At 53.8% G+C, this 22,738-nt stretch carries 20 protein-coding genes; 1 reads left to right on the top strand and 19 read right to left on the bottom strand.

Annotated elements, in window-relative coordinates; translation table 11 throughout:
• Positions 1-3: 3 nt before the first annotated feature.
• Positions 4-609, bottom strand: coding sequence for a Crp/Fnr family transcriptional regulator (locus tag B5D13_RS01840; protein WP_090991459.1), 606 nt, complete (start codon positions 607-609; stop codon positions 4-6).
• Here B5D13_RS01840 and B5D13_RS01835 point away from each other — a divergent pair.
• Entirely contained in the window at positions 571-843 is a 273-nt protein-coding gene (locus B5D13_RS01835) for a peroxiredoxin (protein ID WP_200802592.1), read from the top strand. The genes B5D13_RS01840 and B5D13_RS01835 overlap by 39 nt on opposite strands.
• Positions 844-1,785: 942 nt before the next feature.
• Here the strand turns inward: B5D13_RS01835 and B5D13_RS01830 are convergent.
• From B5D13_RS01830 to ruvC, 18 genes are all read right to left on the bottom strand, one after another.
• On the bottom strand, positions 1,786-2,559 hold the full coding sequence (locus tag B5D13_RS01830) for a MerR family transcriptional regulator (protein ID WP_078686738.1): 774 nt from the start codon (positions 2,557-2,559) through the stop codon (positions 1,786-1,788).
• An 821-nt stretch (positions 2,560-3,380) separates the two neighbouring features.
• Positions 3,381-4,619: an O-antigen ligase family protein gene (locus B5D13_RS01825; protein ID WP_143327731.1), complete on the bottom strand. Its 1,239-nt coding sequence runs from the start codon at positions 4,617-4,619 to the stop codon at positions 3,381-3,383.
• A 628-nt stretch (positions 4,620-5,247) separates the two neighbouring features.
• Entirely contained in the window at positions 5,248-5,973 is a 726-nt protein-coding gene (locus B5D13_RS08855; protein ID WP_369821282.1) for an SDR family oxidoreductase, read from the bottom strand.
• Positions 5,974-6,052: 79 nt separating this feature from the next.
• A complete protein-coding gene (locus B5D13_RS01815) occupies positions 6,053-7,063 on the bottom strand; it encodes a glycosyltransferase family 2 protein (protein WP_078686579.1) in 1,011 nt (336 codons plus the stop codon).
• A complete protein-coding gene (locus tag B5D13_RS01810; protein ID WP_255375253.1) occupies positions 7,053-8,477 on the bottom strand; it encodes a lipopolysaccharide biosynthesis protein in 1,425 nt (474 codons plus the stop codon). The genes B5D13_RS01815 and B5D13_RS01810 overlap by 11 nt, the downstream gene beginning before the upstream one ends.
• A gap of 25 nt (positions 8,478-8,502) precedes the next feature.
• Positions 8,503-9,624 (bottom strand): polysaccharide pyruvyl transferase family protein, encoded by a 1,122-nt coding sequence (locus B5D13_RS01805; protein WP_078686577.1) that lies wholly within the window; start codon positions 9,622-9,624, stop codon positions 8,503-8,505.
• A gap of 181 nt (positions 9,625-9,805) precedes the next feature.
• Positions 9,806-11,011, bottom strand: coding sequence for a glycosyltransferase (locus tag B5D13_RS01800; RefSeq protein WP_078686576.1), 1,206 nt, complete (start codon positions 11,009-11,011; stop codon positions 9,806-9,808).
• Between the two features lie 39 nt (positions 11,012-11,050).
• Positions 11,051-11,842: a glycosyltransferase family 32 protein gene (locus B5D13_RS01795; RefSeq protein ID WP_159443965.1), complete on the bottom strand. Its 792-nt coding sequence runs from the start codon at positions 11,840-11,842 to the stop codon at positions 11,051-11,053.
• 37 nt (positions 11,843-11,879) lie between these two features.
• Positions 11,880-12,263, bottom strand: a complete 384-nt coding sequence (locus B5D13_RS08850; RefSeq protein ID WP_369821281.1) for a serine acetyltransferase — start codon at positions 12,261-12,263, stop codon at positions 11,880-11,882.
• A gap of 230 nt (positions 12,264-12,493) precedes the next feature.
• Complete coding sequence (locus tag B5D13_RS01785) at positions 12,494-13,615, bottom strand: glycosyltransferase (protein ID WP_078686574.1); 1,122 nt, start codon at positions 13,613-13,615, stop codon at positions 12,494-12,496.
• Between the two features lie 16 nt (positions 13,616-13,631).
• A complete protein-coding gene (locus B5D13_RS01780; RefSeq protein WP_078686573.1) occupies positions 13,632-14,672 on the bottom strand; it encodes a glycosyltransferase family 4 protein in 1,041 nt (346 codons plus the stop codon).
• Positions 14,673-14,734: 62 nt separating this feature from the next.
• Positions 14,735-17,755, bottom strand: coding sequence for a sugar phosphate nucleotidyltransferase (locus tag B5D13_RS01775; protein WP_143327729.1), 3,021 nt, complete (start codon positions 17,753-17,755; stop codon positions 14,735-14,737).
• Positions 17,756-17,781: 26 nt separating this feature from the next.
• The gene (locus tag B5D13_RS01770) at positions 17,782-19,185 is read right to left on the bottom strand and encodes an exopolysaccharide biosynthesis polyprenyl glycosylphosphotransferase (protein WP_159443964.1); all 1,404 of its coding nucleotides are present in this window, start codon (positions 19,183-19,185) and stop codon (positions 17,782-17,784) included.
• A 248-nt stretch (positions 19,186-19,433) separates the two neighbouring features.
• Positions 19,434-19,637 carry a cold-shock protein gene (locus tag B5D13_RS01765; protein ID WP_013251574.1) on the bottom strand — a complete coding sequence of 68 codons (204 nt, stop codon included), beginning with the start codon at positions 19,635-19,637 and terminating at the stop codon, positions 19,434-19,436.
• Between the two features lie 193 nt (positions 19,638-19,830).
• Complete coding sequence (locus B5D13_RS01760; protein WP_078686571.1) at positions 19,831-20,229, bottom strand: hypothetical protein; 399 nt, start codon at positions 20,227-20,229, stop codon at positions 19,831-19,833.
• A gap of 11 nt (positions 20,230-20,240) precedes the next feature.
• Positions 20,241-21,314: a Holliday junction branch migration DNA helicase RuvB gene (gene ruvB, locus B5D13_RS01755; protein ID WP_078686570.1), complete on the bottom strand. Its 1,074-nt coding sequence runs from the start codon at positions 21,312-21,314 to the stop codon at positions 20,241-20,243.
• Positions 21,314-21,946, bottom strand: coding sequence for a Holliday junction branch migration protein RuvA (gene ruvA, locus B5D13_RS01750; RefSeq protein WP_078686569.1), 633 nt, complete (start codon positions 21,944-21,946; stop codon positions 21,314-21,316). The genes ruvB and ruvA overlap by 1 nt, the downstream gene beginning before the upstream one ends.
• Positions 21,943-22,596, bottom strand: a complete 654-nt coding sequence (gene ruvC / locus B5D13_RS01745) for a crossover junction endodeoxyribonuclease RuvC (protein ID WP_078686568.1) — start codon at positions 22,594-22,596, stop codon at positions 21,943-21,945. The genes ruvA and ruvC overlap by 4 nt, the downstream gene beginning before the upstream one ends.
• Positions 22,597-22,738: the final 142 nt, after the last annotated feature.

Below are 22,738 nucleotides of genomic sequence, written 5' to 3'. Positions count from 1 at the left end.
ACCCTAGACGCCGACCAGGGCGCGAAGCGCGCGTTTGTCAAGCACGTCAACCCGGCCGCGCGAGAGCAGGACGACGCCGCGACGGTCAAGCTGCTTCAGGACGCGCGAGACCGCCTCTCGCGCGCTCCCAATGTGACGCGCAAGCTCGTCGTGGGTAAGACTAAGCGAGTCCCTCCGCCGCCGCGCCACCTCGTCGAGCAGGAACGCCGCCACGCGTGCCTCCAACCGCATGAACAGCACTTGCTCCATAACCCACATCGCATCGCTGAACCTCATCGCGGCCTGACGGTAGGCAAAGGCCTCAGCGGCAAGGCACTCGACGGCGACCCTGTTGTAGACTTCCGAGTCGACCACGAGCAGCTCCGTTGTCCCATCGGCGTCCAGAAAGAGGTCAAAGGTGACGAGCGACAGCAACCTGGAACACGACAGCGCGTAGCATTCGCCCTCCTCCACGCGAAACAGCGTGCACTCGCGACCCGAAGACGACAGCAGGTAGGCGCGGAGGCTCCCCTTAAGAACCATGAGCAGCCCCGTGCGGTCGGTATCATTGCCATGAACGCGCGCGCCATCGTGGAAGCGGATGAACCGCGCGGAGTTCTTGATCATCATGCGCAGACGCTTGTCCAAGCCGGGCGAAACTTCGACGAGATCAAGCGCGTCATCCAGGCACTCCAGACCGCAGACGCACAGGCCTGCGCCACCCCGGCCGACTGGCATCCGGGCGACGACGTGATCGTCCCCACGGCCGGCTCCTGCGGCGTCGCCAAGGACCGCATGGAGAACCAGACCGAGGAGCAGTACTGCCTCGACTGGTTCCTCTGCTTCAAGAAGACATCCCACTAGCAATCCCGCATGCGCTGAGTGCGTGCCGTCCCCCACTACCGCGTGCGCGGGATTCCCTTGTCTGCTGCCGGATCGCTCCCGTGTGCGATCCGGCAGCTTTCTTCTAATTGTTTTTTGCTCTTTTGAAGCCGCCAAGTGCATCCAGAAAGACATCCCAAGACTTGGGGGAGCAGCAAATGGCTGACGTTGCCGACATCGCAAATGGCGTTCTTCAATCCACTGGTCCGACTACAAGGTTCATGTCGGACATTACGTCATTTCAAACTCAGGTCAATGCCCTGATTGCCCATGCTCTACCCCTGCCCTCGAGAAGAACGCAGTATCTAAGGTTGTTGACAAGCTCGGAGGCCTAACAAGGAAAGGGCTTCGAGATCTAAGCCATAAAGAGAGTCCCTGGAAGATGGCTCGTGAAGGCTTTTCCACGCACGAGCGCTGCGCAAAGATCATTGCGCGTGGCTCAATCAAATCGTTTTACTCTTCTCCTTGTAGCGGCAATCCCCTGTTCGCATCATGAGCGACGGTCTTTGCGCCAAGGCGAAATACCGTAAAGCGGGCGAGACCGACGCCGCAATTACAGAATACCTGTGCAGAGAGATAAGGCTGGAGGAACGTAAGATGAACGGGGTCTCCGACAAGGACCCCGTTACGAAGAGGATGTTCTGCTCGCCATCTGTCCTCGTTGGATGATCTCAAAACTGCATATCAGAACATTTATGCAGACAACACCAACAGATTCGTCGAGTGGCTGGAATGTCAGGTGTCATCGAATCAGACGCCGCCGCTTCAGACGCGCCGAAGCACGGCCATATAAATCAACGTATCTTCTGGCAGCAAACCTCAAAACGAAGGAGCTGCATTCAATCTGCGACCCTGTCACGACTGATAGAGTTCGAGCACCTGGCCGGTTTTTCATACTCCGTTACTTGAATGCAATCGGACAGATCAGCCCATCCTGCAATTGTGCACACCAGTCGCACCGCCGTCCCACTTGCAGTAGGCTTCCACTGCCCTAGACGCGAACTCGGCGGCGCCCTCGCCCGCGAAGCGGTCGATGTTCCGCGTGAACTCGCCGCTGGCTCCGTAGGCCCTGCCAAGGCCCGCGAACGTCTCGAGACTGCACTCGTAGTAGTGCTCGCAGATGAAGCCGCGAATCAGCGCGGCCTGCGCCACGGCTCTCTCACTGGCGGGGTCCGTGCCCTCCTTCGCCATCTTCGCGAACGGAACGAACAGCTCCATCAGCTGCTCCCCCATGGCAGACTCCTCCTCACTCGTGCGTCCCGCGCTGCGCCTCTGGTAGTCGGACCAATCGGGTGTGTCGCCCCAGGCCTCCTTCGCGCGAGCAGCGTACTCGTCCATCTTGCCGGTGTCGAACGCCTCGAAGCTCACCTTCGCCCCCTCCTCCCGCGCCAGCGACCGAGCGAGCTCGATTAGCCCGTCGATGTGTTCCCGCTTGAGCTCCAGGAGCCGCGCCTGCTGCTCAAACGCGCGCCTTCGGTCCCGTGACGTGGCGTCAATGGTCTTGCGGATGTCAGCAAGGGAGAAGCCCAGCTCCCTCAGGAGCAGAATCTGCTGCAGCCGTGCGAGCTCGGCGTCCCCATAGAGCCGGTAGCCAGCCTCCGTGCGCCCAGCGGGACCCAGGAGGCCGATGGCGTCGTAGTGGTGCAGCGTCCGCACGCTCACACCCGACAGCTCCGCGACTTCCTTAACGGTCAGCAAACCGGCCCCCTTCCCGCATCCGCCCTTGTCACGCATGAGGATAAGCCATGACGTAACGTAAGGGTCAAGCGCTTCGGCCAGTTTCATTTTTTCAAGGAGAAGGGCGTGCATACGAAAGCGGCCTCGCCGTTTCCGACGTGGTCGCTTTCACGTGTATGTCGTGCCTAGGCTAGTGCGCCTTGCCCATCAGTATGCTAAGCCGGCCGTCGTCAGAATAATTGACTTGGACCATTGCCGAAGACAAAATATTTTCGGAATTATACGCAGAATAAAGATACATGCTTGGTGACTTACTCTCGTTTGCGTCATACGTAAACCCAGCAGATTTCAGTTGCTCAACGTAAGTCTCCACTTCGCAGCCGGCACATTCTCATATCCCACGCTCGTAACGGAATCGCCAGTCGAAACGGAGCTAATACCAACACTGAAACTCGGCTTCGGAACAGCAGCCGTGACATCATTCTGTGGCCACTCGTCACTAGTGAACAGGGATGACTTCTCTTGTTGTTCCAAGGACTCCTCGGTATTCGAGGCGGGCTGTCCCCAGAGGCACAGCCCGCAAGAGCAAAGAGTCAAGACCAATACAACCGCAAGAGCAACCAAAGGTTTTTTCATGGCGGAAACTTCTTTCCGGACAGATTGAGCGCTTCTCCATTGCTATGAACATAGTTGGACAAAGAACACCCACCACTCCGAGTTTTTCACTAGGGAGATTTATTCGCAGGGAGAAGACGCTTGCATGAAAAGCGGCCACGCCGTATCCATCGTGGTCAGCAAGACGTTCACTTAGTTGCGTGCGAAAACGCACCCATTCTCACCCTCTATTTGGTCCGTGAAGCCGTCAGTCCTGAAAAGAGGAGCTCGCTGGCCATCCCAATCAAAAAGTAGTTGCACTCAACGTGCATGCCGCGTGCCTCGCTCAAGCCGACAAACGCCATGACAACAATGCCCAACAAGAGCGAATTCCAAGTGTTCTTTCGAATCAGGTCGACAAACAAAAGGACGAAGCCAGTAACCATCAGAGCAAACGGAACAACACCAAACCTCAGCAATACGTGACAATACGCATTGTCAACCAAAAAAGTCGCAGGCTGCCCCAATTCCCAGTAGATTGGTGGAAAGCGAGAGAAGTCGTCCCCAAATGCAGTAAGCGGTTGCATCTCGAAATACTTATGCGCAAGTGACAGACGTCCGCTAAGAGCAACATTGATGCTGCGGAAGAGGTCATTAACGACAGGAAGAGACGAGTCGTAGCGCACCATTACAGCAACGCTTCCAACAATAGAGAGTAGAACGAAGACCGCAAATGCCATCGTGAGACGACGTCGAGTCCTCGATTTACTCACCCTAGAAAAGCAGATAAACAGTAGCCCTAAGAGGGCCATTGCGGCGCCGCTGGAACGCGACCCGACAAACAGCACATCAAGAAGGAAAAAAGCCAGGATGGCCATAACGGTCACGCCGGGTTTTTCCTCAATCCTCAAGACCACCAAATCAATTGCCAGTGCAAGCAAATACAGGCCAAGGTAATTGGGATGAGCAAATCCATACGCCGGCCTCGACCCAGACGCCCTCTCAAAGATCCGGTTTTCGATAGCTCCAACTGAAGAGCAGAGGAGCGTAATGATCACTAAAAAGGACGTTAGGGTGATAGAGATTCGCGCAAGAGTATTTAAACTCACGCCCTCTGAACAAACGAAAAAGAGAGTAAGCCAAAAGAAAAAGCTTTCGTGTCCACAGCGCCAGGAGAGGAAGCCAGCCAGAACGATTACAGCTGCGCAGCACCAGCCAACGATAGACGTCTTTTGCAGCAAGAATTTTGCCAACAAGAGCAAAACAGCAATGGCATCAAGGACATCAATAGCCAGACCCTTGGGAATAAAAAGCAGGCAAGTAAACGTTGTAACTTCGAAAAATGAGCCGATGAAACGGAGCGCAAAAGCAACGTAAAACAGCCATACGGCATTGCGAACAAAAAATGCCGGCAGTCGTTTCTCGTTGCCCAGAGAAACTGGTCGAAGTAGATCATTTGAAGCCTTTTTTTCAGCTTGCGTCATCAACAACATGTCTCGCAACGTTTCCCGTAGCCATTACACCGGCCTTAGACAGATAGAACAAAACGGATGAGGTCAAGTCATCCCAAACAGGCGTGGATGAGTTGTCAGGCTCACCCGTGCGGGACACTAACTGAATGGTATTTACGGACACGCCCACATCAGCCGCAGCCATAGCAACACCTCGAGTGAGCCCCTCAATCTCCTCTTTCCAAAAGCACCCAGAATCAGAGCAGACGATATTGACAATCGCACAGCCTCTCTGCAGTCTTTTGCAGGCAAACTGGTTAGCGAAATACAACTTTTCCAATTCGCCGGTCGCAGCGCTAGATATGTGTTTGTCCCCATTTCTTCTCTCGAGAATAGACGTCAGCTTAGAAACTATTACCGCGCCGTCATACGTCACACTGTAACCAGAAGAACTAAGGCTCAAGTCAAAGTGATCCACCCGACTCCCGGAATAGCGAACGGACTCCGCCACGCATTTCGCAAGATTGCCGCTGCCAATCACCAGAACACGCCGATCGGCCACAACCTCATCGCTCCGCTCGATTGTGACTTCGGGCAAGACCTTCGGTTCCACAGCGTCACGATAGCGCCTATACAATCGTCCGATTCGACTCACCATCTCACCTCAATGACAATCGAAGGTCCCACGTCCCCCAGAAAGAAAGAGCGACTCGCCAGTGCAGAACAGCTCTTTTCTCAACAGCAATTCATTAACTAGCGAAGACACCTCTTCAGGCATGACAAGTCTACCAGCTTGAATATCATGAGTATTAATCGGAGACCCGTCCTTGTAATGCAGCATTTTGGTCGCCGTAGGTCCGGGGCAAACGCACCAGATTCCGATATTGTCCCGTTTGAGCTCATCTGACACCTGACGGGCAAACGCATTGCACGCACGCTTCGCTACTCGATAGGGAGACCAGGATGACTCCCCCCCGGTAGAGGAAGAAACGATAACTATCCTTCCCGGCAGCCCTTCTTCGGCCATCGCATTCGCAGCAGATAGAGCCATCTCGCAAGTCGAATCGAAATCTAGAGACACAACACTTTCGTAATCGTCCCTAGTCGCATTCATGAACGAGAGCTTCCGGTTCTCCGAGTGCACGCCCGCCGAAAGAACCCATAGGGTGGGCATCCGCCCAAAGCACCTAGCCGCTTCGCACGTGTAACGAATGCCGTCGTCAATTGCGCGAGCAGCATCAAAATCAACCCATGTCAATCTATCTTGCGGGAGATCCGCGAAAAGCGTCTCAAATTTCTCGCGACTTCGCCCGGCAACCACAACCAGGCAGCCCAAGTCCACCAAATCTCGAACTATTACGGAGCCGATGCCACCCGTTCCTCCAGACACGAAGGCAATATGTCCACAGTGAGAGTCGGAAGGAAAAGAAAGATGTCCTATTGCTGCTTTCCTCAATTATTGCCCCCCATCAGGAATACTGATCATTTTTTCGAGCTACGGCCTCTTGTATAAGCAGGGCTCGAGCAGCGGTAACAGGCAGCAAGCCACGAATAAGCATTCCAGCCTTCGTCTTCATCGACAGGTCAGAATTGAACAGGGCACGGGGAAGCAGCCTCCTTAAAGAGCGCTTACAGCAGCAGAAGCGCTCGCTGTATTTCTCCTCGGAATGTGTGGCAACAATAAGATAGAGCAAGTAAAAATAATTGCGCCAGATATGCCAATCGGCCGCATTCATAGTCGCAGGGGTTCGTATTTCAAGGCACTGTTTAATGTAATTGATGTTCTCATACGCATTAATGCCCATCTGGACATTGAAGTCGGTCAATCCGCTGTGAGCATTGTTCAACCTGTAGTAGTAAACCCTTCGATGTCCTACCGCTACGCCCTTAGACCACATTGCGGCCATCGTCGAATAGTAGAGACCCTCGCCAGACCACGTAGTGCAAAACGTGAGTCCATGCTCCTTAATTGAAGAAAGCCTATAGATCTTGTTCCATGGGCCGATGGGGGTCTTGACGTACAGAATAAAGGCAACGGCCTCTTCAGGAGTCAGTATTCTAACGTTGTCATGAGGGTTCTGGCTTAAGTCGCGAGTCGTGAACACCGAATCAGTCATAGCCATATCGACACCCGGCCGTTGAACCAGCCGAAGAAGATATTCGACATAATCCGGCGCGAGCCAGTCATCCCCATCAATGATCGAGAGGTACTCTCCACGCGCGAGAGCGACGCCCTTATTGCGCGCGTCGCACGTTCCACCATTCTCCTTATGCAACACCCTAATTCGCGAATCAATCGCGGCATACTTATCGCAAATCAAACCGCTATCGTCAGGAGAACCGTCATCGACAAGTATTACATCAAGATTATTATACGTCTGCTCTCTGATCGACGTAATCAGCTTGTCCAAGAATAGTTCCGATTTGTACACCGCCACGACGATTGACACGAGTGGATTGTTCGCTGCTTTATTTGACACGACTATTGCCCCTTTTTTCACGCAGTAAGAAGTGTGTACGAGAAACAATCAATCTGACGTCTTTCAGGTATAGGCCCATCACCAGTACGACAAAGAACAATTGGACAAGCAAGACAGCCGTTCCCTCAGCAAACAGATAATAGCTAGCCCCCTGGAAGAACAGAACAACATACGAGAGCAAATCGCGTCCCAATCGAAAATGCAGCCTAATGTAGTCGCGAATGCGTCGAACCCTAAGGCACCAAGTAATCCAATAGCAAATCAAAGTTGCAAACGCTGCGCCATTAGGCCCTATGACGGGAACGAGGGCGAAGTTAAGCACGATATTAACGACCGCTCCAATAACCGTCGAACGCGCAAACTCAGCAGAATCCTTTACGGCAGCCAGAATTCCCCCCAAGTAGCCCGAAAGAGCCCCGAACACAATTGAGATGACGAGAAATGGAACAAAATGCCAGGCCGCAAAAAAGTCCTTCGAATACAGGAGAGACGCAAGCGGAATATTCAAAGCAACGATAATAGTGCACGCAATCGTCATGACGCAGTTGTAGCCCGCATACATGTTTGAGAAAAAGCCGTCCGAATCCTCTGGGTCATACTCCCCAACCGCAGATATTGTCCAAGCCTGACCGACAATCGATTGAACGATGCTTAGAATACTGGGAATCTTAGTGGCGACTGAGTAGATTCCATTTGCGGAAACGCCACAAAAGAAGGTAACGATGTAACGGTCTGAAACATTATTAACCCACCATGCAATGTTATTTGCTATCAGAGGAAGGCTATAGGAATGCATATCATCCCCAAGCCGTCCACTGGACGCATGTATGGAAATGGAAGCAGGCGTATTTCTCGCAAAGAGGTAGACGCACTGTGCGAATGGACCGATGACATTTGCCCAGAAGTAACCCTGAAGCCCCAGCTTGAGTGGCAAGAGGAACAGGAGGTTGCAGGCAATGATGAGGGCGCTGCAGAGCAAGCTCGAGACGGCAACGTCCTTAAAATTGTCTAGCCCGCGAACGTAATAGACCACAATGACGCTGAGAGCCTGGACAACATAGGTCACGAAGATGACAAGGTAATGCCCGTCAAGATCAGAGAACGCACCACAGATCTTCACTGCAATCAATGCAACAAGCGCAAATGGTATGGAGAGGAGAAGGTCTCGGAGCCCCACAGCAAAGACGTCTTCTTTGCGGACATCCTCATCCATAGAAAAGCGCAGGACACCGTCTGCAATGTTTTGCGTAAAGATAGGAATCATCAAGGAGATGGAATTAAACGCAAGATCATAGACGCCGTACTCATTGGTCGAAAGAACATTCGTAAAGAGCGGCACAAGAAGAAAGCTCATGAGCTTCGTTCCGAAAGACGCTATCGAAAGTAGCCCAACATTTCGAGCCAGATTACCCATTTTTGACATGCCACACTCTTTCGGTTTACACCCCGAGTAAGGACGACGTCAGGAAGTCCATCGACTCGTTTCTGAGATCTTCAATTCGCTTGTTAAGCGAAATCTTATCGTACATTGAATCATCCGCAGCACTATAGCTGTCCAAACGATTTCTTGTAATCAAGCGATCTCTCAACCCCATTGTCTCGAGAAAGCTATAAATCCGCGTGTTCTGAGAATTGGGGTCTTTAGGATCGAACCTCTCAAAGGCGAAGAGCTCCTTTCCGAACAGAGTCGCAAATGCACACCCGTGAAAAGAATCAGTACACACGCACGCCGCTCCCCTGACGAGAGCAATAAAGTCATCAGGGCCAACCGCCTCTTGCGGACAATTCGGGTTGCTCAAATCCCTTTGGTATACGGGAATCATCACGACAGAAAGACCCTTCGTGTTAGCGATCTGAAGAGCAACGTCGTAATTCTTTTTGTAATAGCCAAGGAAATAAAACAGACAGTACGGTCGCAGTTGGTCCTCGGAGCGATCTCTCGATGAGAGCCCTTCCCACTCTTCATCACACAGCAAAAGCGTTGGGTCAAGAACAACAGGAGGCTTTTTCCCAGTACATTCCTCCACCAACCTCGCACCACTCGACTCACGAACGCCAATGGATTGAAACCGCTCGAGGAGCACTCTTATTTCGCTTGCGTGACCGTATAATTCGAGCGAATCACATCCAAAGCTCGGAGCATACGCGACCTTTTTTACATCGTCGCCAACGAAAGAAAGATAGTAGTTTGGATCGAAGAAACGTGGAGACCAGACCTGATCGCTCCCGCAAAGAAACGCATCGTACTCATTATTTAGACGGGGCAGGTCAGAAATGGACTTGACACGTGGCGAGAGTACAAGAAAGCGGCTCCTAAAATCGGCAAACTTATCGCACCTCTCTCTAGAGCAGAGGTGATACTTTCCGAGTAAGCGATGTGCGACCTTGGTCGCTATGCTCTTCTTCACCTTTGCATGCCCCATTGAGCCCATGCTCGGATCATAAGAAATGAGTTGAGGATTTAACCCAAGCTTTGAAAGTGACCGGCACATAGCGGCTGCTTGAAGAACGGTCCCATAGTTGTCGTAAGAAAACCAGGTCATAATGCCGACGGTCTTCACTGTCGATACCTCTTTCAGGTGAAAATGAGTCGTCGTTGTTGTACAGGGTTATTTGACAACGCCAATTATATCGTCAACCTCAAACCGACGATTAATCGATGGCAATGGTCGGAGACACGTATTGGTTCAATTGAGCCGAGCGCAAGACCGTGGCGATTATTCCGTCCGCGCAACAAGAAGTCTAATTTGCCGTATCATCGTTCAACAATTCATGAATTAAGGAAAGCCACTGCCCGCCGATTTCATCAAGACTGAATGCCTTGGCACCCTGAGCTGCCGAAGCCATCATTGACGACAGCAAAGTGTTATCGCTCATCAGCTTATCAAGCCGCTCCGTCATAGCATTCATTTGGTCGTCGACGGTCTCGCCCTCGGCGATGAAGCCACTGACTCCTTGTTGGAGTATTTCACGCGGTCCGGTCTGATAATCGAGGGTAACAGCAGGCACGCCGAAAGAAAGAGCCTCAATGAGATTCATCGGCAATGCTTCTGACTCAGACGTCGAGACGATGATAGACGCCTCACGATACTCATCCTCAAGCTTTAGGACCTGACCGAGAAAAGACACGTGTCTGAGCCCCAATTCAGCGCATTCTGCTCTCAACGCATCACGAAGCTCGCCATCACCAGCAATGCGAAGCGTCCAGTCGGAATGGTTGCCCTCAAGCGCACTCCAGACTTTGAGAATGCGATCGAAACGCTTTACCCTCGTAAGCCTTCCAATCGCGAGAACGACCTTTTTACGATCGGAGAACGGCAGAGGGATTTCGCAATTATAGGGAGAAGCGTTGTATATTGCCTTAACCCGAACGGCGGAGCGAGCGTACCTCCTGCAGTATCCGCTGAGATCAGCTTTCGTGAGAACCACAAGCTGATCGGAAAAATGAACGGCGCAGAACCTTGCAAGTCGGCTAACCGGGGTTTCGTTACCAAGGCTAAAGTGCTCCCAAGTTATATTTTTAAAAGAGAAGTGCCGCTTAACGGCATTCGTATAGAGACTCAGTCCTGCAAAGACATCGATGACAAGGTCTATTGTGCGCAAACTATAGAACTGTCGAAGAGCTTTGAGCACACGAGCCATATCACGACGATTATCAATTATTTCGTGAGAAAACAGGGTGTGCAGCTCGACCCTATCGTCGATATCATAAAAGCTGGTATTATCACCGCAAATGCTAAGAACTGCGACATCATAGCCGGCACCCGCGAGATAATTTGCAAGAGTCGCAGCAGCACGTTCGCTCCCAGCCCCACGGGAGAAGTTAAAAATAAATAGAACTATTGATTGACGCCGACATCCCATAGCAGCAAGCTCCAGCAAACGACCAAAAAAACAATCGCATCGAAAAGTAACAATGCATTCTATCATGGGCATTTTGCTCTGCATATCGCATCAGGCCTTGTAGGAATCGCAAGGCCTGATGTCTTATTGTATTCGTCGATACTTGCAGACCGCCACGAGAATAGAAAGCAAACGCGCAATAGTCTTTGGAACACCACGCGAAATCATCTTCGAGCCTAGCTCGTGTTTGTATTTTCGGACAGGTGAATACCAAGACATCGAGAAGTGATGGATTGACCTGGTGTTATTTGAAGTCGTCACACGCCCAGTAATAAAGTCTTTAGGGTTAAAGAAATCGCTGGGGTAAAGACGAATGCCGTCAACGCATTGGACTCCATCGCCTTTCTTCAACCCGTCCTTAATTAGTTCTCTTGTAACCCGGATTACAACCGTAGTCTTATCAAAGCTGCCATCGCTATTGGCAAAGTGGCCGTCCTCATAAGAGCGGAGAAGCTTCTTGTAGAAGTCCATTCCGGGAACCGCAAACATTCCAAGCCCAGGATTAGCAACGGGATAGCCAGCCACATCCATGGAAGACCGATTGCCCTCGAAGCAGTTTTTCTCGAACCCAAGAAACGGTCCCTGGGATAGGATGTCGTCTATCGGTCGAATCAACTCGACATCTGTGTCAAAGTAGACGCCTCCAAAATGATACAGGATATCAAATCGAGCATAGTCGCTCACAAAGGCCCACATCCGAGCGTCGTAAGCCTCGGAAACGTAGTCACAGCAGCGGACATCCCAGTTTGATTCGTCCCACTGCTTGATTTCGTAATCAGGCATGAACCTTTTCCAAGACTCGATGCACGCAAGCTCTTTTTCGCCAAGAGGCGAGCCACCAAACCAACAGTAGTGAATCGTTTTTTTCTGAGACACTATTTCAATCCCCCGTTAGTGATAGTTCTGTTCACCATTAGTCGAAATTGCAAAGCGGAATCCAACGATTCTTGCAATAACGACCTGGATTGTTATAATTTAGAACTTTTGCGTAGTTTCCCGCGACAGTTGCATTTGAAGGAATGTCCTTCGTGACAACTGAACCGGCTCCGATCGTTACATTTGATCCAATGGTCACGTCTTCAACAATGCAGCAATTAGGCCCAATGTAGACATTGTCTCCTATGGTTGCAGCATGGTTTTCGTTTGATCCTATTGTCGTCCACTGACTCAAGTTGCAGTTGTTGCCAATCGAGGCAGTGGCGTTACACACTATGGGGCCTCCATGCCCTATATACAGGCCATACCCAATGGTTGTTTCTTTCGGGATCTGGATGCTGTGCTTCGTAATACTGATCATCCAGAGAATGTTACCCAACAGTCTTTCGAAACCAACCCCATTTGAAAGGCGAAAGGCAACCTGCCATCTAAAACAACGTCCCTTGTATGCCCTGATGAAGGAAACCCAGTCCGTTTTTCCGGTATACCGATACAAGTCAGATTTAACGTATTCGTTCACCAAGCTCACCGTCCACATTGCGACTATCGTGTTTTATTCGCCTTCAGACGACGCAGAAATGCAATAGATAGCTACTCGCACAAGATGCACTGTTCGATGTAGTTCAGCATCTTTTCGCGAAATACCTCGCTAGAGAACAGTCGCGAGTACTCAGAGATTTGATGGCGGGAGTACGCAACGCCTTCATTCTCAAAGCGCTTGATGCAGTCAATCAGAGACTCGACGGTCTGCTCGTTGAAGAATAGGCCAGTCTTGTCACTCGAGACCGTTTCCAACGCCCCTCCCTTTCCAAAAGCGAGAACTGGCACACCGGCACTCATGGCTTCTACGGGCGTCAAGCCATAGTCCTCAACTCCGGGAAAGAGAAAGGCGTCCGCTCCAAGGTAATAGGAGAGCATCTCCTCGTCAGAAACTCGACCAATAAAGCTAACGGTGGGACCTGCGAGGGTACGCAACTCCTGTTCCTTTTCGCCACCCGAACCGATAACGATAAGCTTTCTACCAAGCTCAGAGCACGCCTTAATCGCTAGGTCGACCCTCTTGTACTGAACAAAGCGAGAAACGACCAGGTAGTACCCCTCTGGCTCCCGCACCTCTTTTGCTGAGACCTGCGTCCCCGGGTGAATCGTAACTGACTCACGACGGTAAAACTTTTTTATCCGCTTACCCACAAAGTCTGAGTTAGAAACGAAATAATCAACCCTTTGGGCAGCAAGGTAGTCCCACTGGCGAACCTTATGAATCATCGGAGGCATGAAGTGCCTCTTAAGCCATCCTGCAGAGCGGTAGTACTCGTAGTACAAGTCCCAGACATATCGAATTGGAGAATGGCAGTAGCAAATATGAACCGCGTCGGGTCTCGTAACAACCCCCTTGCAGCAGCTCATACAGGAGCTGATGACAAGATCGTATTCAGTTAAATCAAGTGCCTCCCATGCCTTTGGCATCATGGAAAGCAAGAGCTTGTGATGGTTCCTTGCACCGGGAAGCGACTGAAGGTAAGTAGTCCTGACATCGCATTTGCGAAGCCAGGAAGGAGCTTTGTGCTCGTCGTATACGAGGGTAAAAATCGGAGCATCAGGAAACATCTCGTGGAGATCAAAGAGAACCCTCTCTCCCCCACCTTGTCCCACAAGCCAATCATGCACAAGAGCAACTTTTTTCCCGGACAAGAAGCTTGGCGTTCGAGTCATATTCTCACCTTGCCCATCACTTGGACGTCGTTTCTATCTGCATCAGCATTCGCATAAATGAATCTGCCGTCGTTTCCCAGCTATACTTTTCAAGGGTTTCATCTCGCGCATCCGAGGAGCTCTCCACAAGATCAATCGGAAGAGGATCATTAGGGTCGACATAAGTTGCCGATTCCCCAAACACCTCGTGCATGCAAGGGGTATCCGAGACAACAACGTTCGCGCCACAAGCCAAAGCCTCAAGAGGGGGAATTCCGAACCCCTCGTAGAACGTAGGGAAGACGAATGCCTTGCACCCCTCCATGAGAGCCTTAGCTTCTTCGTCCGACACGTACCCAACAAGCCTCACATTTTTCGGAACGTCCGAAAACTTTTGGCTGATCTGCGATCCTCCGGCTATTACAAACACACTGTCCGGCATCAATTCCGCCACTTTGAGCAGCCATTGAACGTTCTTGTTAGGCGCCAGGCTTGACATGCTGAAAAAGAATTCGCCCGTTTCAAGCCCACGGGCGGAGAGAGCATCAGAATCGCTCCCGCACTTCTGCAAATGCTGCCAGCCATTAGGACAAACGGCAATTTTCGTTTGGTCGACATGATAGCTGCGGGCGATCTCACCCCTAGAAAAACTAGAGACGGTAACTATTCTTAGCGCAGAGCGAGCGGCATGCCTATAGTTCGCACAATGCCATACGCGCGACATCAACCCCCTAGGTCCTTTGAAGAACCAGGGGTTAACCTTATAGCTGACATCGTGAACGACCGCGATATCTCCTTTGCGCCGCAAAGGCAGCGTATTGCACAGACAAATTCCAGTGCGCCCACTCACGTTTAGATAATGAGCAAAGCTAAGCTGCTCCCAAAGCAATCCCGAGCACTCGCCTATTTCACAAGTTGGAATATTGTCTAGCCTAGGATTCTCCGTGCCTTTTGGAACCGCAATCTCAAATAATCCAGCCGGAGCCACCTTGTCCAGCTCCGCAACTAGTTCGCGCGCATAACGCTGTATCCCCGTAACGGGCTGAGTGTAAAACAGCCCATCAATAACATACCTCATTAAGTAATAACCCCATATTCGGCAAACAATTCAGAAGGGCAGTTAAAGCAACAAAATCATTCTCAGCAAACACAAACCAGAATAGAGTCTGTTGTTGCCGACAGCTCAACAAAGTTACTAGGCCCAATCTTGCGACAATCCCCTGGTTGATAATTTACCGTCTCACTTGAACTAGACAAAACGCCTGAACCAGAAACAACAGTCATCGATCCAGAGAAGCTATTGCCGACAGGCAATGAAATGCAATGCCCTTCCCTCACAATGAACTCGGTAACCCTAGCGCCGGCGGACCGCCCATAATCAAGCACGCGATAGCTCCCCCAAGAGCGCTTCTCTGTCATCGGGCAAGAGATCGCCGCCTCCGAAACCAGCCCCTTGATGTGCGCACTCTCCTCTTTCCCGGAAACCAATATCCCGTCGGGAGTTGCGACAACCACCGCATTGGATACTCCCGCGACAACCATAGGAAGGCCAGTTTCATTTATCGCATGAACGTTATTTGTCGTTCCATAATCCATGAACACAGGGCCCGAGGTGGCTTCTGACATTTCCTCGGAGAGCGTATTCCACGTTCCTAGGTCTTTCCAAGTGCCATCGTAAGTCACAACGGAAATGGACTTCTCCTTCTCAACGACCTCATAGTCAAAGCTATTCTTCGGAAACTGCCGATAATTTGTAACGTAGTCCCCGTAGTGATCCGAAGAGAAATACGTTTCGGTAATTGCTCTCAGATACCCAAGTTTGAAAGCGAAGACGCCGCAATTCCAAAGGCCACCCTCGTCGATATACTCGCGTGCCGTGGACTCATTCGGCTTCTCTTTGAACGTTTTGACAGACATTACCTCCCCAGACCTTTCGGAGGGAAGGATGTATCCATACTTCTCGGAGGGGTAGGTTGGCTTTACGCCCAGAAGAACCAGGCCTTTGTCATTTTGGGCTACAGTGTCGGCAATCTTTGGAATGCAATCGTAATAGCCCTGATCCGCATACGTATCTATGGGCATCACGATAACCGTATCGTCATCCGACGCTCCCTGCTCGAGGGCAAGATGCTCGCACGCAAGCATGATTGCAGGAGCTGTATCCCTGCGCTCTGGTTCGGTAACCAGCGCATACCGTCCGGGAACCTGCATCTCAAGGCTCTCCGCCTGTGACGCGCTCGTGGCAATCGTGATGTCAACGTTCCCAGGAACCTTCCGAATCTGCGAGAAGACCCTTTGGACCATGGACACAGCGTTTCCCAACTCGTCTCGAAGCACCTTCAGGAATTGCTTCGATCGCGCCGAATTAGACAAGGGCCATAGCCTCGTACCGGAACCGCCAGAAAGAAGAACGACATGAATTGATGGCATATGATTCTCCCCCGCCTTGTTCCAATGACCGAGAAATGCCGTCACAGACTCAGAAAGTGTATTAATCCTCTCGTCAGCCTCATCGTTATTCTTTCCGCTGGCAAACAGATACGCCTTAATCTTCGACTCGGTCCCACTCGGTCGGAAGATTATCTTACAGCCGTTCTTGAAACGGTATTCGAGAACGTCAGAAGATGGAAGAGTCTGCCGTGACGATGCCCCCACGCAAGGCATCGGAACACAGAGAGAGTAATCGATGCTCTTCTCAAGCTCATAGTCAACAACTTGGCAGACGCCCCGAATCCTAAGGGCAGACATAATCGACGAGATGGCTTCTCGTCCTGAAATGCCTTTGAACTCAAGGCTGATTTGTCTATCCTTCATGTACCCACGACGACCGTAGAGATCATCAAGAGCATCAATTAGATTCATACCCTCAGACTTGCAGGCCGCAGCAATCTCGCAAGCGAGCATCAGGCCACAGATACCGTCTTTATCCCTTACGTATGTTCCACGAAGGTAGCCGCAGCTCTCTTCCATGCCGAAGCAAAACCTGCGCTTCTCTCCATTTTTCTCGAGAAGCCCTATCTGCTCCCCAACGTACTTGAACCCAGTCAGCGTACGGCGGAGCTCAAGTCCCTCTTGCTCGGCAAGCCTATCAACAAGTGGAGTAGAGACGATCGTCGTAACCGCAACCGGCCTACCTGCCTCCGCGCTTAGCTTGCCTGACCTAGCGAGGCGGTCGAGAACGAGTAGACCGAACTCATTGCCGGTCAGAAGCCTAGTTTGACCATCGTGAACAACGGCAACGCCAAGGCGGTCGGAATCTGGATCGGTCGCAACGAAGATGTCTGCGTTCAGACTGGCTGCGAGCTCCATTCCCTTCCGCATCGCCTCGGGGTTCTCAGGATTGGGCTTCGGACAAGTTGGGAAATAGCCATCGTGTTCAGACTGCCCCGGAACGAGCTCATAATCGACACCCAAGCAATCAAGCATCTTTTTTGCGGGAACAAGACCAGTGCCATTCAACGGCGAATAGACTACCTTAAGGCCGCCCGCATCGATACCAATTCGTTCGTCGAGGACAGCATCGATGAAATCATCAACAATGTCGTCAGAAATGGTCAGCACGAGACCCTGAGAAAGCGCCTCGCCATACGGCATCGTCTGAGCCCCGTCAAGAGAATCGACCCTCTCGATGCATGATTGAACTGCACGAGCAACGGTGTCAGTAATTTGATTGCCATCCGAGTCATACACCTTATAACCGTTATATTCCTTCGAATTATGGCTCGCAGTGATTACGATTCCCGCATCGCAACCAAACTGTCTGATGGCATAGCCCAGTACAGGTGTAGGCTGTGGCTCGTCAAACATACGAGCAATAATGCCATTCGCAGCCAAAACAGAAGCAGCGATGCGAGCAAAGTCTACGCTATGGATTCGTGTGTCGTAACCGATGGCGACACACAAATCGGAGCTCGCTTGTCTTGATTTGAGATAGTCGGCAAGGCCTTGTGTCGCGCGGGCAACAGTAAGGACGTTCATCCTGTTGGGTCCAATGCCCATAAGACCGCGAATACCACCCGTCCCAAATGACATGCTCTTTGCAAAAGCATCCGCAAGAGAAGTCGGATTATTAAGCTCCTCAAGCTCCCAGGGTTCAACTGATCCTGCAAGCAGAGATCTCCACGTCCCCACAGCCGAATAGTCTGAAGAAAAACGATTCACGGTATTACTCCCGCAAGCAACGTCGACTACTTACCCGTTCCATAAAACACGGCGCTAACCGTACGCTTGATAATTGACCAATCCATCTGGGCGGACTGGTGACGCACATAGTACAATTCGAGCTCCTGGCGCTTACCGGTAGCGTAGGTCGCATCGTTGCGAGCCACCACCTGCCACCATCCTGTGATGCCTGGTTTGCAGCTGAGGAACTCACTCAACCTATCCCCGTAGTTGACAAGCTCCTCATCGACAATGGGACGCGGGCCCACAACACTCATGTCGCCTTTGAATACGTTGATGAACTGCGGAAACTCATCCAGCGACGTCTTGCGCAGGATGCGCCCCACCTTCGTGACGCGTGGATCGTTTTCGACCTTGCGCTCCGTCTCCCACTCCCTAAGCTGTTCCGCGCTCAAATACTTCTTGACGTCGTTAGCATCAGCGACCATGGAGCGGAACTTGAGGAGGTCGAAGTGCTTGCCGTCGAGGCCGACGCGACTCTGGGTGTAGAAGGGAGAGCCCTTGGTCTGAAGGTAGATAACGAGACTCAGGATGAGGCTGGGAATGAAGGCGACTACTATGACCGCAAGACTGAAGAGGATGTCGAACAGGCGCTTGCCGACGTAGCGGTAGAACTTGCTGCCGGTGCTCGAGTAGGTGACCGTAGGAATCTCGCCAAAGGAGTCGAGATGCGCCCCCTGGATATCGGGGTCAGGCAGAACCACCTGCACGTGGCAAGAGGCCGAAAGGCGCTCCGCAGAGTCGACCAGACGTGCCACCTGATCCTCAGTCGCATTGGGGGCCGCAACGAAGACGTCGTCGATGCGCTTGCCCGCAAGGTGCTGGGGAATGGACTCAAGCCGGCAGGCTATGGTCTTCTCCCCCACCTTGCCCTGGACGAAGTCTCCTGAAAGGTCGAGCCATCCCGCGACGTTGTAGGTTGACCCAGTCTTGAAGCGCTTCTGGACAAACTCCCTGCACGTGGGCTCAGCAATCATAAGAACGTGGTAGCGGACGCTCTCACGACCAAACACGAGACGCGTCGCGAGCTTGGAAAGCGCCCTGAGCGCGCACATGACCACGACATCGATGCCGAAGAAGAGCATCACGACGGTACGCGAGGGCGAGACGTCGGGCTTGACGGCAAGCATCACGAGGGCGACGCCGAGCACGAGATAGACGTTGTAAAGGAAGACAAGGCCAAACTCCTGTGTTGCGTTGCGCTTCATGAAACCACGGTTCACGTGCGTGATGAAATTGAAGAACGTGACGAGGAAGACTAGAGTAATGATGGTCAGGCCGGTTGCACTACCGGTGGAAGACAAAATGGGTCCAAGCGCCTTGATGCTCGTCGCATGCCAGAAGCTCAGAACGACGCAGATGACGTCCAGTAGCCAGAGAGATAATTTTCTGAAGTAAGAAGAACCCACCAGCTGCCGCCTTAAAAGAACTTGAACCGTTATTAGGTTTTACTAATCTACCACTATCGTAAAGAAACCAAGCAGATAGGATGGCAGACAGGTTTGTTGCGGCGATAGATGGAAACAGTATTTGACACAATCATTTCAAACGTAAATGAGCCTCGTCGAAACGGGACATTTTGCGCAAACGCACAAACAAAAAGCCCCCGCGATGCGGGGGCTCATCAGCCTTAAGTATGAATGAGGCTTACGGCTGCTTAGGCCTTGCGGACGTTGGAAGCCTGGAGCTTGCCGTTCTGGCCGGTGGTGATGTCAAACTCGACAGCCTGGCCCTCGTCCAGAGTCTTGAAGCCGTCCATCTGGATCTCGGAGTAGTGGACGAACAGGTCGTCGCCGTCCTCACGAGAGATGAAGCCGTAGCCCTTGTCCGGGTTGAACCACTTAACAGTACCCTGTGCCATGTCGTGCCTTTCTTTCTTGCCCCGAGGGGCGAAAACAGTGCGCTGTACGCGCGATACAAAGTGTGGGTTTTGGCCACGTGGGACATATTACCCCAAGACGCTGGGAAAATAGACGAAAATCCGTTCACGGGCAAAATTGAACGCGAATGACCGAGAAGCCAACGCCCCCTGAAACATAGCTGACGCTTGCGGATTACCGGTTGATAATCTGGCGCTCAAGGCTAAGGAACTCTTCAGGAACTTGTTCGAGACCGGCGTTGAAGGCATCGGCGATGGCCTGCGCCTGCTCGTGGCGAACGCGGGCAACATTCGGCTTGCCCTCGAGCTCGTAGGCGAGCGAGACTCTCTGGAGGACGTAGGCGGCATAGCCGGCAACGGACTCCCCCACGCCCGAAAGGGACATCATCGTGACGAGCGACTGGGGAGCGAGCGACATGGCCGTCGAGGCATCGAGGTCGAGGAGCTCGGCCACGGCGGACTCAGCCTCCTCCACGCGCCCGAACTCTCTGTCGCGAAAGACGCTCACGAGGGCGACGGAGACGCTCTCGACGAAGCGGCCGATGATCTCGAGGAGATAGTCGTGTTGGAGCATGGGTTGCCTCCTTACTTGACGGCGGGCGGGGTGACGCCAAGGTGGTCGAAGGCCAGGCTGGTCGCCACGCGCCCCTGAGGCGTACGGATGATGAGGCCCGTCTGGAGCAGGTAGGGCTCGTAGACGTCCTCGAGCGTAGAGGGGTCCTCTCCAACCGCCGAGGCGATGGTGGTAAGCCCCACGGGACGGCCGCGGAAGGTCTTGGTGAGGGCCTCGAGGATCTTGACGTCCATCCAGTCGAGACCCATCTGGTCGATCTCGAAGAAGGAGAGCGCCTGCGAGGCGACCTCCCACGTGATCTCTCCCTCGGCCTTGACCTGAGCGTAGTCGCGAACGCGCTTGAGAAGCCGGTTGGCAAGACGCGGCGTGCCGCGGCTACGCGAGGCGATCTCGGCAGCGCCCTGTGCGTCGATGCGCACGCCCAAGATGGCGGCGGAGCGCTGGACGATGTGCGAGAGCTCCTGCGTGGAGTAGTAGTCCAGACGGTACGAGATGCCGAAGCGGTCGCGCAGGGGCCCCGTGAGGAGGCCGGTGCGCGTGGTCGCGCCGATGAGCGTGAAGTGGGGCATGTCGAGCCTGATGGAGCGCGCGGCCGGCCCCTTGCCGATGACGATGTCGAGGAAGAAGTCCTCCATCGCCGGGTAGAGCACCTCCTCGACCTGGTGGTTGAGACGATGGATCTCGTCCACGAAGAGGATGTCGTTCTCGCCCAGGTTGGTGAGGATGGCCGCGAGGTCGCCGGTGCGCTCGATGGCAGGCCCGGAGGTGGTGTGCAGCTTGGCGCCCATCTCGTTCGCGACGACGCCCGCGAGCGTGGTCTTGCCCAGGCCCGGAGGACCCGAGAAGATCACGTGGTCGAGCGGCTCGTTGCGGTCGCGGGCGGCCTGGATGAGCACGCGCAGGTTCTCGCGGACGCGCTCCTGGCCGCAGTAGTCGTCGAGTGTCTTGGGGCGAAGCGTGCGGTCGACCTCGAGGTCGTCTGCGGTGAGCTCGCCGGTCACCGAGCGCGGGCCCGCCTCGCGGCGCACAGGGCGCTGGGGCGCGTTGCCGTCGGCAAAGAGGTCGTCTTCTGGTGCCTCCCACATTAGGCGCCACCTCCCAGGTGCTTGAGCGCGTAGCCGAGCGCCGCCTCGACGGTGCCGGTGCCGGCGTCATCATATCCCTCGAGCGCAAGCTCCGCCTCCTGCTGCGTGAAGCCCATGGAGAGGAGCGCCTCGGTGGCCTCGGCCCCGACCGAAGAAGCAGAGGGGGCGGCAGGCGCGGAGTCGAGCGCGGGCTGCTGCAGGCCGACCAGGCCGCGCAGCTCCGCATCCTTCTGGAAGACGCCCTCGAGCTCGACGAGCAGGCGTTGGGCCTTCTTCTTGCCTACGCCGCTCACCTGAGACATGCGCGATACGTCTTGCGTCGCCACGACGGTAGCGAGCCCGGCTGGGCTGAAGGTGGAGAGTACCGCCAGCGCGAGCTTGGGACCCACGCCGGAAATGGCGACCAGGCGGTCGAAGAGGGCGCGCTCTTCTCGGCTGGAGAAGCCGTAGAGGTCCATGGCGTCCTCGCGCACGATGAGACGTGTGAGGATGGTTACGCCGGACTGCCCCACGGGCGGGAGCGATGCGGCCGTCGTGGCGGAGACGCCGAGCTCGTAGCCCACGCCCTGGACGTCGAGCACGACATGCAAGGGCAGGACCTCGAGCAGGGTTCCTGTGAGCTGGACTATCACTTGGAGCTCCTTCTGCTGGTGCGGGTTGCGGGAAGGCTCTGGCGCGCGCCACGAGCACGGGCGACGTTTGCCGCCGTGGCCGCCGCCGTGACCTGGCGGGCCTCATCGGCGTCGGCAATGCGCTGCGCGCGCTCCTGGGCGGCCATCTGGTCGGCCGCGACGCGGTGCGCGATGGCGTTGGTGCGCGCCAGGTTTGCGTGGCACACGGCCGCGGCGAGCGCGTCGGCCGCGTGATCCGGGCGCGGCTCGTGATCGAGCGCGAGGATGTTCTGGACCATGTAGATGACCTGGCGCTTGTCGGCGGAGCCCGTGCCCACGACGGCCTGCTTGATCTGCATGGGCGTGTACTCGCCCATCTGCAGGCCCGCCATGGAGCAGGCCACGATGGCCGCGCCGCGGGCATGGGCCGTCGCGATGGCGGAGCGAGTGTTCTCGCCGAAGAAGATCTTCTCGATCGCGAGCTGCGAGGGGTGGTAGCGCTCGATGACCTCGGAGATCTCGTCGAAGATGCGACCCAGACGCTGGTCGAGCGGCTCGGACGCCTTACTGGACACGCATCCGTAGGCGCGTGCACGGCACACGTTGCCGCGCGTCTCCACCACGCCCCAGCCGGTGTTGGCGAGGCCGGGATCGATACCCAGGATGATCACGCGTCCCTCCCTTGCGAGCGCTGCGGGCGGCGTTAGCCTTCCGTTGGTTTAGATGCTATCGAACGTTCGTTCTATAGTATCACAGAGACGCGCTGGGCTTGTGGCAGGCCAACGCCACGCTCGGGATGACCGGAAGTCGGGG

The organism is Olsenella sp. KH1P3, from assembly GCF_900167315.1.
In the GTDB taxonomy this organism is placed as follows: domain Bacteria; phylum Actinomycetota; class Coriobacteriia; order Coriobacteriales; family Atopobiaceae; genus Olsenella_J; species Olsenella_J umbonata_A.
The sequence above is the reverse complement of the archived record's forward strand: the minus strand, read 5'-3'. Positions and strand labels throughout refer to the sequence as shown.

Excerpts from the sequence above, each read along its gene's own strand:
- ruvB (WP_078686570.1), bottom strand. The coding sequence starts at position 21,314 with ATGTGGGAGGCACCAGAAGACGACCTCTTTGCCGACGGCAACGCGCCC.
- B5D13_RS01785 (WP_078686574.1), bottom strand. The coding sequence starts at position 13,615 with ATGACTCGAACGCCAAGCTTCTTGTCCGGGAAAAAAGTTGCTCTTGTG.
- B5D13_RS01760 (WP_078686571.1), bottom strand. The coding sequence starts at position 20,229 with ATGCTCCAACACGACTATCTCCTCGAGATCATCGGCCGCTTCGTCGAG.
- B5D13_RS01800 (WP_078686576.1), bottom strand. The coding sequence starts at position 11,011 with ATGCAGAGCAAAATGCCCATGATAGAATGCATTGTTACTTTTCGATGC.
- B5D13_RS01840 (WP_090991459.1), bottom strand. The coding sequence starts at position 609 with ATGATGATCAAGAACTCCGCGCGGTTCATCCGCTTCCACGATGGCGCG.
- B5D13_RS01765 (WP_013251574.1), bottom strand. The coding sequence starts at position 19,637 with ATGGCACAGGGTACTGTTAAGTGGTTCAACCCGGACAAGGGCTACGGC.
- B5D13_RS01810 (WP_255375253.1), bottom strand. The coding sequence starts at position 8,477 with ATGGGTAATCTGGCTCGAAATGTTGGGCTACTTTCGATAGCGTCTTTC.
- B5D13_RS08850 (WP_369821281.1), bottom strand. The coding sequence starts at position 12,263 with ATGATCAGTATTACGAAGCACAGCATCCAGATCCCGAAAGAAACAACC.
- B5D13_RS01780 (WP_078686573.1), bottom strand. The coding sequence starts at position 14,672 with ATGAGGTATGTTATTGATGGGCTGTTTTACACTCAGCCCGTTACGGGG.